This is a genomic window from Bacillus sp. VA13 (assembly GCF_055710085.1).
In genome coordinates this window covers 928,139-940,783 of record NZ_JBVQPP010000001.1, presented here as the reverse complement: position 1 = coordinate 940,783, position 12,645 = coordinate 928,139, and the positions used below count along the sequence as shown (strand labels likewise).

The window sequence follows — 12,645 nt, the reverse complement described above, 5'->3', positions numbered from 1 at the left end:
AATACCTTCATTTTACTATATGTACAAGCCATTGTCTAATGAACGAAAAGGAGATTTGTTTATGCAGGGAAAGAGCCGAATTATTTTCCATATTGATATGAACAGTTTCTATGCATCGGTGGAAATGGCATATGATCCGGCTCTCCGGGGGAAGCCGGTCGCAGTTGCCGGAAACGTAAAGGAGCGAAAGGGCATCGTGGTAACATGCAGCTACGAAGCAAGAGCGCGCGGCGTCAAAACAACGATGCCGGTTTGGGAAGCAAAGCGCAATTGTCCTGAGCTCATTGTTCTTCCGCCGAACTTTGACCGCTATAGAAGCTCTTCAAGAGCGATGTTTAACATACTCCGCGAATATACTGACCTGGTGGAGCCTGTCTCCATCGACGAAGGCTATATGGACATGACCGATACACCATACAGCAGCCGCGCTCTGGAGACGGCAAAAGAAATCCAAAGCAGGCTGCAAAAAGAGCTGCTGCTTCCGTCAAGCATAGGGATCGCGCCGAATAAATTTCTCGCAAAGATGGCGTCTGATATGAAAAAACCGCTTGGCATTACGATTTTAAGAAAGAGACAAGTGCCTAATATCCTTTGGCCGCTTCCTGTGGGAGAGATGCACGGAGTTGGCAAAAAGACAGCGGAAAAGCTGAAGGGACTCGGCATCCATACGATTGGAGAGTTAGCAGCAGCTGATGAACACTCGCTGAAGCGTTTGCTTGGCATCAATGGGCCGCGCCTTAAAAATAAAGCAAATGGCATTCACCATGCGCCAGTTGACCCGGAGCGCATTTACGAATTTAAAAGCGTCGGCAATTCATCGACACTTTCACATGATTCCAGTGATGAAGAAGAGCTGCTAGGCGTTTTCAGAAAGCTTGCCGCTTCCGTGAGTGACCGTTTACAGCGCAAGGAAGTCATGGCTTCGAAGCTTTTTATTATGATTAGATATGCAGATTGGAAAACCATCACCAGAAGCATCACGCTGAAAAATCCGATCGATCAAAAAAATGAAATTATGAAAGAAGCGGAGCACCTCTTTTTTAAACATTGGAATAAAAATCCTGTCAGGCTGCTTGGCATTACCGGAACGGATTTAGTAGAAAAAGAACAGGCCTATAAGCAGCTTGATTTGTTCAGCTTTAATGAAGATGCGAAGGATGAGCCCATTCAGCAGATGATGGAAAAGCTGAATGAAAAGTACGGATCCAAGCTGATCAGAAAAGGAGCAAGGGTAAAAAAAGAGGAGAGCAAAACGAAGGGAACAAGCTTTAATAAAGATTTTTTTCAGGATGAAAAGAAAAGTTGAATTGCTTGAAAAAAAGGGTGAAAGTATGGTAATTTCTTTATTATAAATATCATTTTATTTTAATTTAAATTTTAAAATGATTAAAACGTTTGCAGAAGGGACGTTAGAATATGTCAAAACAACAAATCGGCGTTATCGGACTTGCGGTCATGGGTAAAAATCTGGCTTTAAATATCGAAAGCCGGGGATTTTCTGTTTCTGTTTACAACAGATCAAGCAGTAAAACTGAGGAGTTTTTGCAGGAGGCAAAAGGAAAAAATGTTGTTGGCACATACAGCATTGAAGAGTTTGTCCAATCCTTGGAAACACCGCGTAAAATCTTATTAATGGTTAAAGCGGGAACTGCAACAGATGCGACAATTCAATCTCTTCTTCCTCATCTTGAGAAGGATGATATTTTAATTGACGGCGGAAATACATACTATAAAGATACACAGCGCCGTAACAAAGAACTCGCTGAAAGCGGCATTCATTTTATCGGAACAGGCGTTTCCGGCGGAGAAGAAGGAGCGCTTAAAGGGCCTTCTATCATGCCTGGCGGACAAAAAGAAGCGCATGAGCTTGTGAAGCCGATTCTTGAAGCGATTTCTGCAAAAGTTGACGGAGAACCTTGTACGACATATATCGGTCCCGACGGTGCCGGCCATTACGTAAAAATGGTGCATAACGGTATTGAATACGGAGATATGCAGCTGATTTCTGAATCTTATTTCATTCTGAAACAGGTGCTCGGTCTTTCAGCAGATGAGCTTCACGAAGTTTTCGCTGAATGGAATAAAGGTGAGCTTGACAGCTACTTGATTGAGATTACAGCTGACATCTTTACGAAAAAAGACGAAGAAACAGGCAAACCGCTTGTTGATGTGATTCTTGATAAAGCAGGCCAAAAAGGAACAGGAAAATGGACAAGCCAAAGCGCACTTGACTTAGGTGTTCCGCTTCCGATTATTACTGAGTCTGTATTCGCGCGCTTTATCTCAGCTATGAAGGAAGAGCGTGTGAAAGCGAGCGGCCTTCTTGCAGGACCAGACGTGAAGCCAGTTACAGAAAATAAAGAAGAGCTGATTGAAGCAGTCAGAAAAGCGCTGTTCATGAGTAAAATCTGTTCTTACGCACAAGGATTTGCCCAAATGAAAGCTGCTTCTGAAGAATATAACTGGGATCTGAAATATGGCGAAATCGCTATGATCTTCCGCGGCGGCTGCATCATCCGCGCAGCGTTCCTTCAGAAGATCAAAGAAGCTTACGATCGGGAACCTGAGCTTGATAACCTTCTTCTTGACAGCTACTTCAAAAATATTGTAGAAAGCTACCAAGGAGCGCTTCGCCAAGTGATTTCACTTGCAGTTGCCCAAGGTGTGCCAGTGCCGTCATTCTCAAGCGCATTAGCTTACTATGACAGCTATCGCACAGCTGTCCTGCCTGCAAACTTAATCCAAGCGCAGCGTGACTACTTTGGCGCCCATACTTATGAGCGTACAGATAAAGAAGGTATCTTCCATACTGAATGGATGAAGTAATCAATAGAAACCCCCGAAGCCTTAGGGCTTTGGGGGTTTTTTATTGAATGCTAGAATGTCTTAAGGGATAAGGCAGTCTTGACAGCCGAAAAAAAGCCGAAAATGCTCACAAGCATTTTCGGCTTTTTCGTATTATATATTCCACCAGTGCAAGCCGTCTTTCGCCAAAAGATCATCTGATTCTTTCGGTCCCATAGAGCCTGACTCGTAGTTAGGAGACAAGGTTTTGTTTGCTGCCCATGTTTCAGAAATGGAATCGACAAAGCTCCAAGAAAGGGCAACTTCATCCCAGTGTGCAAAGTTTGTTGCGTCGCCAAGAAGACAGTCGTGAATTAATTTTTCATACGCTTCAGGGGTGTTCAACTCGTCATTGCAATTGCTGCAGTAATCGAGTTTGATAGGCTGCGCGTGTGCTGCCCCGCCAAGCTTTTTAGCGTTTAAGTAGAGCGTAATGCCTTCGTCAGGCTGAATATGGATGACAAGCAAGTTTGGATTCATGTTGTTTTCGTTGCCGTAGTACAGGTTCATCGGAATGTCCTTAAATTGAACGACGATTTTTGTGGACTTTTCTTTCATTCGTTTTCCGGTGCGGATATAGAATGGAACACCAGCCCATCTGAAGTTGTCGATCAAGAGCTTGCCTGCAACAAAGGTTTCTGTATTTGAATCAGGAGCGACATTATCTTCATCTGTATAAGCAGGAACCGGCACACCGTCAATTTCACCGGCTTGATACTGTCCGCGCACAAAATACTCATCTACTTCGTCTTTTGCAATAGGGCGCAGTGCTCTCAGAACCTTTACTTTTTCGCTTCTGATTTCTTCTGTGTTCAATTTGATCGGCGGCTCCATTGCAAGAAGGGCAACCATCTGCATAATGTGGTTTTGTACCATGTCGCGCAGGGCGCCTGATTTTTCGTAATATCTTGCACGGTCTTCGACGCCAAGTGATTCGCTAGATGTGATTTGAATGTTTGAGATGTAGCGGTTTGTCCAAAGCGGTTCGAAAATCGCATTGGCAAATCGAATCACTTCAATGTTCTGAACCATTTGTTTGCCTAGATAATGGTCGATTCTGTAAATTTGATCTTCCGTAAATGCTTCGCGGATTTCTTTGTTTAGTGCCTGTGCACTTGGCAGATCATGGCCGAACGGCTTTTCAATGACAAGACGGGACCAGCCTGTTGTTGCTGTAACACCTTCTGATTTTAATGTTTTTGCAATTGTCCCGAAGAATTCAGGAGCCATTGCCAAGTAGAACATTCTGTTGTTCGGAATTTGATATGTATCTTCCAACTGGTTAAGCAATACGTTAAGCTCTTGATAGGAGCCAGGGTTTGTCACGTCAAACGGGTGATAGTAAAAATGAGACGTGAAATCATCTATATGTTTATCTGCAGATGAGGAAATGGATGTTTTAACAGTTTGGCGAAGATCCTCATTGGACCAAGGTCTTCTTCCCACTCCTACAACTGCAAACTCTTCTCCGATTTGTCCGTTTTGATATAAACGGTGAATAGACGGATACAGTTTTCGTTTAGCTAAATCTCCAGTTGCACCGAATATGACAATTACTGCTTTTGGTTGTTGGTTTGTTTTCACTAAAAGTACCTCACTTTATTCGAAGCTTTATTTTAGTACACCCCGTATATTTCCTTCATTTTAAATCTAAAATTCAACGAAAGCAAACATTTAAGCCCTTTTTTTGCAGAATGCCGTAAAAATGTTTCTAGAACGAAAGGATTGTTCCTTTCAGAGGCAAGATTCACATTTTGCGCCTGATCCTGTATTCTTGTAGGTAACTAGTTCTAGTAGGAGGAAGAAACGTGGAATTACTTTTTTTAGGGACGGGAGCCGGTATTCCCGCTAAGACGAGAAACGTAACGTCGGTGGCATTAAAATTGCTTGAAGAAAGGCGTTCAGTATGGCTGTTTGACTGCGGGGAAGCCACGCAGCATCAAATTTTACATACAACGATTAAACCTCGTAAAATAGAAAAAATCTTCATTACCCACATGCACGGCGATCATGTATACGGGCTTCCGGGGCTTCTGGGGAGCCGTTCCTTTCAAGGGGGAGAGGACGAGCTGACGGTGTACGGACCTAAAGGGATCAAGGCGTTTATTGAAACAAGTCTTGCTGTCACGAAAACCCATTTGACATATCCGCTTGTGATCAAGGAAATCGAAGAAGGAATCGTGTTTGAAGACGATCAGTTTATTGTCACGGCAGTATCTGTTATTCATGGAGTAGAGGCTTTCGGGTACCGTGTGCAGGAAAAAGATGTACCAGGTTCCTTAAAGGCGGATGTATTAAAAGAAATGAATATCCCGCCTGGACCTGTGTATCAAAGAATCAAAAAAGGGGAAACGGTAACGCTTGAAGACGGACGCATCATCAATGGGAATGATTTTCTGGAGCCTCCTAAAAAGGGAAGAGCTGTTGTGCTTTCCGGAGATACGAGAGTAAGTGACAAGCTAAAAGAGCTTGCAAAGGATTGTGATGTGCTTGTTCATGAAGCGACCTTTGCTAAGGAAGATCGGAAACTTGCTTACGATTATTTTCACAGTACAACGGAACAAGCAGCTGTAACAGCGAAAGAAGCCGGTGCGAAGAAGCTCATTTTAACCCATATCAGCGCAAGATATCAGGGAGATGCCTCTCTGGAGCTTCAAAAAGAAGCGGCTGACGTTTTCCCAAACAGCGTGGCAGCGTATGATTTCTTAGAGGTAAACGTTCCGCGGGGCTGAAGGAAGAGCTCCTATTTGACAAATTGTAATTACGTTGTATAATAAAACGTAATCATTACGCTTTATAAGGAGATGCTAATATGAGAGTCAATGTTACTTTAGCCTGCACTGAAACGGGAGACAGAAATTACATCACAACAAAAAATAAACGCACCAACCCAGACCGTTTAGAGCTGAAAAAATATTCACCGCGTTTAAAGAAATATACCATTCATCGTGAAACAAAATAACAAAAAAGACCGGGCGTTTTACGGCCCGGTCTTTTTTTATGTTAATTGACTGCCTGATAAAGAGGAGCGGCCTGCTGGCACGCTGCGCACCACACGTCATAAATAGCCAAATGAACGATATGAGGTTCATCATGATGGATGTTGTGCGAGCTGTTTTTAGCTTGAATCCAGCTGCTTTGATTCGATAGAGACAAGATGCTGGTGTGCAGGTTTTGCCATTCCTGTTCAGCAGCGAATTTCTCAGTCCGTTCACCTGATGACAGTACAATGAGAGGCATGTTCCCTAAATGGACTTGCCGCTGTTTGAGTTCCTGCAGGCTTCTAGAAAACTCTGCATGTGTGCCCTCAAGCATTATCTTTTTTGTATATGCTTTGTGCATTTCTTCAGGAATAAAGGAGAAGCTTGCGCAATCTCCTAAAGCTGGATCGAGGAGGACCATGCCGATAATATCGCACCTGTTTTTGCAGGCCCATAAACCGGTGATGACAGCTCCGTATGAATGTGAAACAGCCAGATATGGAGGTTTTACATCTGCTGCTTTAAGCAAACTCTCCAATTCTTTCACCTTTTGTTCCGCTGTTCGTTCAGCGCTGCTTTGCCCGCTTTTCCCTATTCCTGCCCGATCATATGTGAAAATGCCAAATTCATCATCAATGTCCGCCATTAATGGTTTCCATGTCTCAGAAGAAGTACCGTAGCCGGCCTCAAAGACAATCGTTACACCGTTTGATCCTCTCCGGTGTTGTGTATGGAATGAACATCCGTCAATCTTATATGTCTTTTCCATCCAAGCTGAGTTCATTGGAGTCATCTCCTCTAATTGGTTCTACTAGGGAGACGGAGAACCAGAGCTGATCGTTTCTCTAAAAATAAAAAAAGAGATATCCGGTTGAGGATATCTCTTATGGGCATTACCAGCCTCTTTCGTATTGAACAGGGGCTGGAATCTCTGTATTGAGCTGTTTCGCAGCAGTTCTTGCAAAGAATGGATCACGCAAAAGCTCTCTGCCGATAAAGATGAGGTCGGCACGTCCGTTTTGCAGAATTTCTTCAGCCATTGAACCGTCTGTAATCATGCCGACAGCACCAGTTGCCATGTCAGCTTGTTCACGGATTTTCTCAGCGAAGCTGACCTGATAGCCAGGGAATACGTTAATGTCTGCTTGAACAAGGGCGCCTGAGCTACAGTCAATTAAATCAACACCCTGCTCCTTCATCCATTTTGCAAAACCGATGTGATCGGCGATATCTAAGCCCTTGTCTGTATAGTCAGAAGCAGATACACGGACAAATAAAGGGCCGTCCCATACTTGTTTGACTTCTTCGATGACTTCTCTTAAGAAACGATAGCGGTTTTCAGGTGAGCCGCCGTATTCATCTGTGCGGTGGTTGGAAAGCGGAGATAGAAATTCGTGAATTAAATATCCGTGCGCCGCATGAATTTCAATCACATCAAAACCGGCTTCTTTTGCGCGGGCAGCCGCTTGTTTGAATTCCTGGATCGTTTCTTTTATTTTTTCTGCTGACATTTCTACAGGTGTTGCTGATTGTTCGTCAAACGCAATCGCCGATGGAGCGAAAATATCTCCTTCAAGCTCTGCTTTACGTCCGGCATGGGCAAGCTGAATGCCGATTTTTGAGCCTTGTTCTTTGACATGCTCAGTCAGTTTGGCAAAGCCTTCGATATGCTCATCGCTCCAAATTCCTAAGTCTTGGTCTGTGATTCGTCCTTGAGGATTCACCGCTGATGCCTCCACAATAATCAGCCCGACCTGGCCGATTGCTCGAGATATGTAATGTGCCATGTGGAACGGCGTCAATTTTCCGTCCTTTTCATGAGAAGAATACATGCACATTGGCGACATGACGATGCGGTTTTTTAACGTCATATCCTTAATTGTAATAGGTGTGAATAATTTTCTGGCCATTTCTTTCGCCTCCCGTAAGGTTTTTAGAGATTGATTATATCAAGTCATTTCTTTCCCGTCATATAAACTGCTCAAAAGATCCGTTTTTGTCAACCATTTCTGTATAATAGACAGAGAATCATTTTATTTTTCATTTTAGAAGCGTTTTTATACATAGGAGGGGCGGAGATCGATGAATTGGCAGACGAAGGACGAATTGCTGACCCTTTTAACTTCTCTTGTACAATATGAAAGCATCACCGGTTCGAAGGGAGAGGCAGCACTTGCAGAATATCTTTATTTTATTTTGAAGGACAAGCCTTATTTTCAAAAACATCCTGATGATGTAACACTTCATCCGATGGACGACGGCAGATCCTTTCTAACGGCTCTAGTCAAAAAGAAGAATGTCAAAAAGACAGTGCTTTTGCTGAGTCATTTTGATGTCGTGGACATAGAGGATTACGGAGAATTCAAACATATGGCTTGTAAGCCTGCCGAGCTTTTGAGTTCCTTTTTAGAGAAAAAAGAGCTGCTTCCGGAGCGTGTGCGAAAAGATGCTGAGAGCGGCGACTGGCTGTTCGGAAGAGGGACGATGGATATGAAAGCGGGGCTTGCTGTTCATCTGTCAATGCTGGAGCGGGCAATGAACGGCCAATTTGAGGGCAATCTGCTGTTGATTACCGTTCCTGATGAGGAAGTGAATTCAAGAGGCATGATTGAAGCGGTCCCTGTACTGAAGGAAATGGAGAAAAAGCATGATATCACATTAACCGCTTGCCTGAATGCTGAACCGATGTTTGAAAAATTTCCCGGCGATCAGCAGCAATATTTTTATACAGGAAGCATTGGCAAGGTGCTTGCGGGATTTTTCTGTAAGGGGATTGAAACCCATGTCGGAGAGCCATTTTCAGGCATAAACGCAAATTTAATGGTATCTGAGATGAACCGCTTGCTTGAACTGAATGTGGATTATTGCGAAAAGGTTGATGGTGAAGTCACTCCGCCGCCGGTCAACTTAATGCAAAAGGACTTGAAAGAGGCGTATTCAGTTCAGACACCGCATACAGCTGTCACGTTATTTAATGTGCTGTCAATGAAACGGTCGGCCAGTGAGCTGCATCAGATGTTGCTTAAAACCGCAGAACAGGCGGCGGAGGAAATAACCGCGAACATTCGAAAGAAAACACAGGATTTTCAGCAATTTGAGTCTTTTCAGCCGATTGAACGCACCGTGACTGTTTTGACATTTGATGAGCTGGTCGCGCGTGCAAAAAAGCGTGTTGGAAACTCGGAAACCGAGCGGGTTCTTAATTATGCCTTTGCCAACAGAGGCGATCTTGGGGACAGGGATTTTTCGACGAAAATTGTTTCAGAGCTTGCTTCACTTTGTAAGGAAGATGCGCCGCTTATTGTTCTTTTTTACAGCCCGCCGTTTTATCCGGCGGTTTCTTCAAAGGACGATCAATTGATCAGGAATACAGCTGATCAGCTTATGCATTATGCGGCTGACAGGTACGGCATAGCTCTACGGGAGGTCCAGTATTTCCCCGGACTTTCAGACTTAAGCTATCTACAGCTGGAAAAGCAGGAGGTTGATGCGTACACAAGCAATATGCCGCTCTTTAACAGAGGATATTCACTGCCAAGCGGCAAAGATCAGGCTTTATATGTCCCGGTTTTCAATGTCGGTCCGGCTGGAAAAGACCCGCACAAATGGACGGAAAGACTGTATATGCCTTATTCCTTTGAAGTGCTTCCGGACTTGCTTTCATTTACGATCTCCGCGCTATTAAAACAATCAGAAACTGCCGGCCAGCTGTTTTAGGAAACACCAAAGACAGAAGGCACAGTACCTTCTGTCTTTTGGCTTATATCTATGAATGCTTCTCTAAGGCGGCACCGGCAAACTGCTCTTTGATCTCCGCACTGCGTTTAGCGGTTTCTTCAATACAGTGAATAATCGCTTCTTCAAAGCGGGAGTCCTGTAAAGCGCGAAGGCCTGCTTCAGTTGTGCCCCCTGGACTCGTAATTTCCTTGCGCAGCTGTACAGGCTGTTTGCCGCTTTGAAGGAGCATATCTGTTGCCCCTGCCATAGTCTGCAAAATGAGTGCTTTTGCCGTTTCCTTATCCAAACCTACTTTTTGCGCCGCTTTTTCCATTGCCTCGATATAACGGTACACGTAGGCCGGACCGCTGCCGGCGATCGCCGTGACAGCATCAAGATGCCGTTCCTCAACCAGTGTGGCATCACCGATTGTTTCCAATAAAGCTTTTGCGGCGGTGATATCATCCTGGCTTGCTTCAGCGCTTACAGAAAATCCGGTTGCTGATTTTCTAATGGCTGCTGAAGTATTAGGCATGACGCGAATGACCGCGAGCTTTCTGCCAAAATAGTGCTGAATGGTTTCGATGGTAAGGCCTGCAAGCACTGAAATCACAAGCTGATCCTTGATATACGAACGGATGCCGTCAATGCTTTCCGCCGCGTCCTTCGGTTTAAAAGCGAGGATGATGATATCGGTGTGAGTGAACAACTCATTTTTATCTCTGCATGGACGCACGCCGTACGTCTCCTTTAATTCAATCAGACGCTCGTCATTTGAGCGGTTTGTGATATAGATATGTTCTGGTTTTGTGATGCCGCTTTGCAAAATGCCGTTGATCATTGCTTCTGCCATGGACCCAGCGCCGACAAATCCTATCTTTTTCATTGGTATCCTCCTTCTATCAGAACAACAAAAAACCTTTTCATCACGTAAAGGACGAAAAGGTTCGCGGTACCACCCTCATTAGCACAAATTGTGCTCAGCTCAAATCCCATAACGCGGGAAACGTTTAGGTTTTCCTAACCGCTCTGAGGGCAGGTTCTACAAACAAGCGGGCCGCAATACCTTTCAGCCAGGGGGTATCGCTCTCTTTGACCATTGCCTTGTATACTAATCCTCGTCATAGCGTTCCAATGGTTCTCGTTTTAGTTTGTTGTTCATTATGCAATGGCGGACAAGCTAATGTCAATAGCTTTTTCAAAAAGGGCCATTCTCATTCAGCTATAATGACACAAGACCGAGAAAAAGCTAAAATATGAATAATGAATGAAGACAAGGAGCAAAAGGATGACAACTGCAGATGTAATTGCGATCCGCGTCCCGACACCATTTGCTGTCGGTGATGTTATCGTTTATCTAGTAAAAGGTGATGCGCTGACACTTATCGATGTGGGGCCGAATACAAAAGAGGCTGCTGCAGCCCTTCAAGAGCAGCTTGCTGCTGTAAACGTGAAAATGTCAGATATTGAGCAGGTTGTACTGACTCACCATCATGCTGATCATGCCGGCTTGCTTGATGTTTTTTCTGATGGAATTGAAGTGATTGGGCATCCGTTCAACGAACCTTATATCAGCCGAAATCAAGCTTATATGGATTGGCAAAAACGTTTTTTTCAAAAGCTGCTGCCTGAATTAGGCGTTCCATTTGATGCTGGAAAGGCTGAAAAGCTGATTCGGTCAGCGTACGCATTTTCCTGTACGAGATCCCTGACAAAAACAGTCAGAGAAGGGATGAGGATTGATGGACTTGAGGGCTGGTCTGTTTTGGAGATGCCTGGACATGCTGAGTCGCATATCGTTCTTTTCCATGAAAAAAGCGGGAGAATGCTTGGCGGCGATCTTCTGCTGGCCAACAGCTCGTCTAATCCGATTATAGAAGCCCCGAAAGAGGGAGACATAAGGTCAAAGCCTTTAGTCGACTATCAGCGGTCTTTGCGAAGGCTGTCTGAACTTGAGCCAACAATCGTGTTTCCCGGCCACGGTGAAACGATTACCAGCGTACAGGCGCTGATTGAGAAGCGTTTTGACAAGCAGAGGAACAGGACGGAGGATGTGCGGCGCATGCTGGATGAAAAGCCGATGACCGCTTTTCAGGTCTGTCAGCAGCTTTTCCCTGCTGTGTATGAAAAGGAATTATTTTTAACGATGTCAGAAACGGCAGGGCATCTTGATGTGTTGGCTGCAGAAGAATCCATCACGTCATATTGGGAAGGGAAAACTGCATACTTTAGAACAATGAAGAGGTGAAATGGGTGAAACATATAGCGGGAAAGCGAATTTGGATAACCGGCGCTTCAGGAGGACTCGGTGAAAGAATCGCATATTTATGCGCAGCTGAAGGAGCCCATGTCCTGCTGTCGGCAAGACGTGAGGATCGTTTGATTGAAATAAAAAGGAAAATAACCGAGGAATGGAGCGGACAGTGCGAGATTTTTCCTCTGGATGTCGGCCGCCTAGAGGATATCGCCCGTGTACGCGATCAGATTGGCTCGGTTGATGTACTGATCAACAATGCGGGCTTCGGTATATTTGAAACGGTTTTAGACTCGACACTAGATGACATGAAAGCGATGTTTGATGTGAATGTCTTCGGCTTGATCGCCTGTACAAAAGCGGTGCTTCCGCAAATGCTTGAGCAAAAAAAGGGCCATATCATCAATATCGCTTCTCAAGCGGGGAAAATTGCAACACCGAAGTCGAGCCTTTATTCCGCGACAAAACATGCCGTGCTCGGCTACTCAAATGCTTTACGGATGGAGCTGGCGGGAACCGGCATTCATGTGACAACAGTCAATCCGGGACCGATTCAGACGGACTTTTTTTCCATTGCTGATAAAGGTGGGGACTATGTCAAAAATGTCGGCCGCTGGATGCTTGATCCTGATGACGTGGCAGCTCAAATTACAGCTGCTATTTTCACGAACAAACGGGAGATCAATCTTCCGCGTTTAATGAATGCTGGCACCAAGCTGTATCAGCTGTTTCCGGCTCTCGTTGAAAAGCTGGCAGGACGCGTGCTTATGAAAAAATAACGATGGAACTGCCTGTGGTGAGAAGCTTGTTGGCATAATCACAGGCAGTTTTTTGTAGAGGAAGGGAGAA

11 protein-coding genes and 1 other annotated feature are annotated in these 12,645 nt (G+C 44.7%); of the genes, 7 read left to right on the top strand and 4 right to left on the bottom strand.

What is annotated here, in order from left to right:
- The first annotated feature begins 61 nt into the window (after positions 1-61).
- Both AC0C66_RS04750 and gndA read left to right on the top strand, forming a co-directional pair.
- Positions 62-1,306, top strand: coding sequence for a DNA polymerase IV (locus AC0C66_RS04750; protein WP_061187583.1), 1,245 nt, complete (start codon positions 62-64; stop codon positions 1,304-1,306).
- 110 nt (positions 1,307-1,416) lie between these two features.
- Complete coding sequence (gene gndA, locus AC0C66_RS04745) at positions 1,417-2,826, top strand: NADP-dependent phosphogluconate dehydrogenase (RefSeq protein ID WP_014114311.1); 1,410 nt, start codon at positions 1,417-1,419, stop codon at positions 2,824-2,826.
- Between the two features lie 132 nt (positions 2,827-2,958).
- Here gndA and zwf read toward each other — a convergent pair whose 3' ends face one another.
- Positions 2,959-4,428, bottom strand: a complete 1,470-nt coding sequence (gene zwf / locus AC0C66_RS04740; protein ID WP_014114310.1) for a glucose-6-phosphate dehydrogenase — start codon at positions 4,426-4,428, stop codon at positions 2,959-2,961.
- Between the two features lie 224 nt (positions 4,429-4,652).
- Here zwf and rnz point away from each other — a divergent pair, with 224 nt between their 5' ends.
- The gene (rnz, locus tag AC0C66_RS04735) at positions 4,653-5,576 is read left to right on the top strand and encodes a ribonuclease Z (protein WP_014114308.1); all 924 of its coding nucleotides are present in this window, start codon (positions 4,653-4,655) and stop codon (positions 5,574-5,576) included.
- 80 nt (positions 5,577-5,656) lie between these two features.
- The gene (gene rpmG / locus AC0C66_RS04730; RefSeq protein ID WP_003325527.1) at positions 5,657-5,806 is read left to right on the top strand and encodes a 50S ribosomal protein L33; all 150 of its coding nucleotides are present in this window, start codon (positions 5,657-5,659) and stop codon (positions 5,804-5,806) included.
- A gap of 41 nt (positions 5,807-5,847) precedes the next feature.
- Here the strand turns inward: rpmG and AC0C66_RS04725 are convergent, their stop codons facing one another.
- Entirely contained in the window at positions 5,848-6,609 is a 762-nt protein-coding gene (locus tag AC0C66_RS04725; protein WP_072182175.1) for an alpha/beta fold hydrolase, read from the bottom strand.
- A gap of 109 nt (positions 6,610-6,718) precedes the next feature.
- A complete protein-coding gene (gene namA / locus AC0C66_RS04720; RefSeq protein WP_072182174.1) occupies positions 6,719-7,735 on the bottom strand; it encodes an NADPH dehydrogenase NamA in 1,017 nt (338 codons plus the stop codon).
- 172 nt (positions 7,736-7,907) lie between these two features.
- Between namA and AC0C66_RS04715 the strand changes: the two genes are divergently transcribed.
- Positions 7,908-9,542: a M20/M25/M40 family metallo-hydrolase gene (locus tag AC0C66_RS04715; RefSeq protein WP_072182173.1), complete on the top strand. Its 1,635-nt coding sequence runs from the start codon at positions 7,908-7,910 to the stop codon at positions 9,540-9,542.
- A gap of 49 nt (positions 9,543-9,591) precedes the next feature.
- On the opposite strand, the gene proC is transcribed toward AC0C66_RS04715, so the two are convergent.
- Positions 9,592-10,428, bottom strand: coding sequence for a pyrroline-5-carboxylate reductase (gene proC / locus AC0C66_RS04710; RefSeq protein WP_072182172.1), 837 nt, complete (start codon positions 10,426-10,428; stop codon positions 9,592-9,594).
- Positions 10,429-10,472: 44 nt separating this feature from the next.
- Positions 10,473-10,676: a binding site (T-box leader), on the bottom strand.
- Between the two features lie 154 nt (positions 10,677-10,830).
- On the opposite strand from proC, the gene AC0C66_RS04705 reads away from it, so the two are divergent.
- Together AC0C66_RS04705 and AC0C66_RS04700 are read left to right on the top strand one after the other, a co-directional pair.
- The gene (locus AC0C66_RS04705) at positions 10,831-11,790 is read left to right on the top strand and encodes an MBL fold metallo-hydrolase (protein ID WP_072182171.1); all 960 of its coding nucleotides are present in this window, start codon (positions 10,831-10,833) and stop codon (positions 11,788-11,790) included.
- 5 nt (positions 11,791-11,795) lie between these two features.
- On the top strand, positions 11,796-12,575 hold the full coding sequence (locus AC0C66_RS04700) for an SDR family NAD(P)-dependent oxidoreductase (RefSeq protein WP_072182170.1): 780 nt from the start codon (positions 11,796-11,798) through the stop codon (positions 12,573-12,575).
- The last annotated feature ends 70 nt before the right edge of the window (positions 12,576-12,645 follow it).

Excerpts from the sequence above, each read along its gene's own strand:
- AC0C66_RS04725 (WP_072182175.1), bottom strand. The coding sequence starts at position 6,609 with ATGAACTCAGCTTGGATGGAAAAGACATATAAGATTGACGGATGTTCA.
- proC (WP_072182172.1), bottom strand. The coding sequence starts at position 10,428 with ATGAAAAAGATAGGATTTGTCGGCGCTGGGTCCATGGCAGAAGCAATG.
- namA (WP_072182174.1), bottom strand. The coding sequence starts at position 7,735 with ATGGCCAGAAAATTATTCACACCTATTACAATTAAGGATATGACGTTA.
- AC0C66_RS04715 (WP_072182173.1), top strand. The coding sequence starts at position 7,908 with ATGAATTGGCAGACGAAGGACGAATTGCTGACCCTTTTAACTTCTCTT.
- gndA (WP_014114311.1), top strand. The coding sequence starts at position 1,417 with ATGTCAAAACAACAAATCGGCGTTATCGGACTTGCGGTCATGGGTAAA.
- AC0C66_RS04705 (WP_072182171.1), top strand. The coding sequence starts at position 10,831 with ATGACAACTGCAGATGTAATTGCGATCCGCGTCCCGACACCATTTGCT.
- AC0C66_RS04750 (WP_061187583.1), top strand. The coding sequence starts at position 62 with ATGCAGGGAAAGAGCCGAATTATTTTCCATATTGATATGAACAGTTTC.
- rpmG (WP_003325527.1), top strand. The coding sequence starts at position 5,657 with ATGAGAGTCAATGTTACTTTAGCCTGCACTGAAACGGGAGACAGAAAT.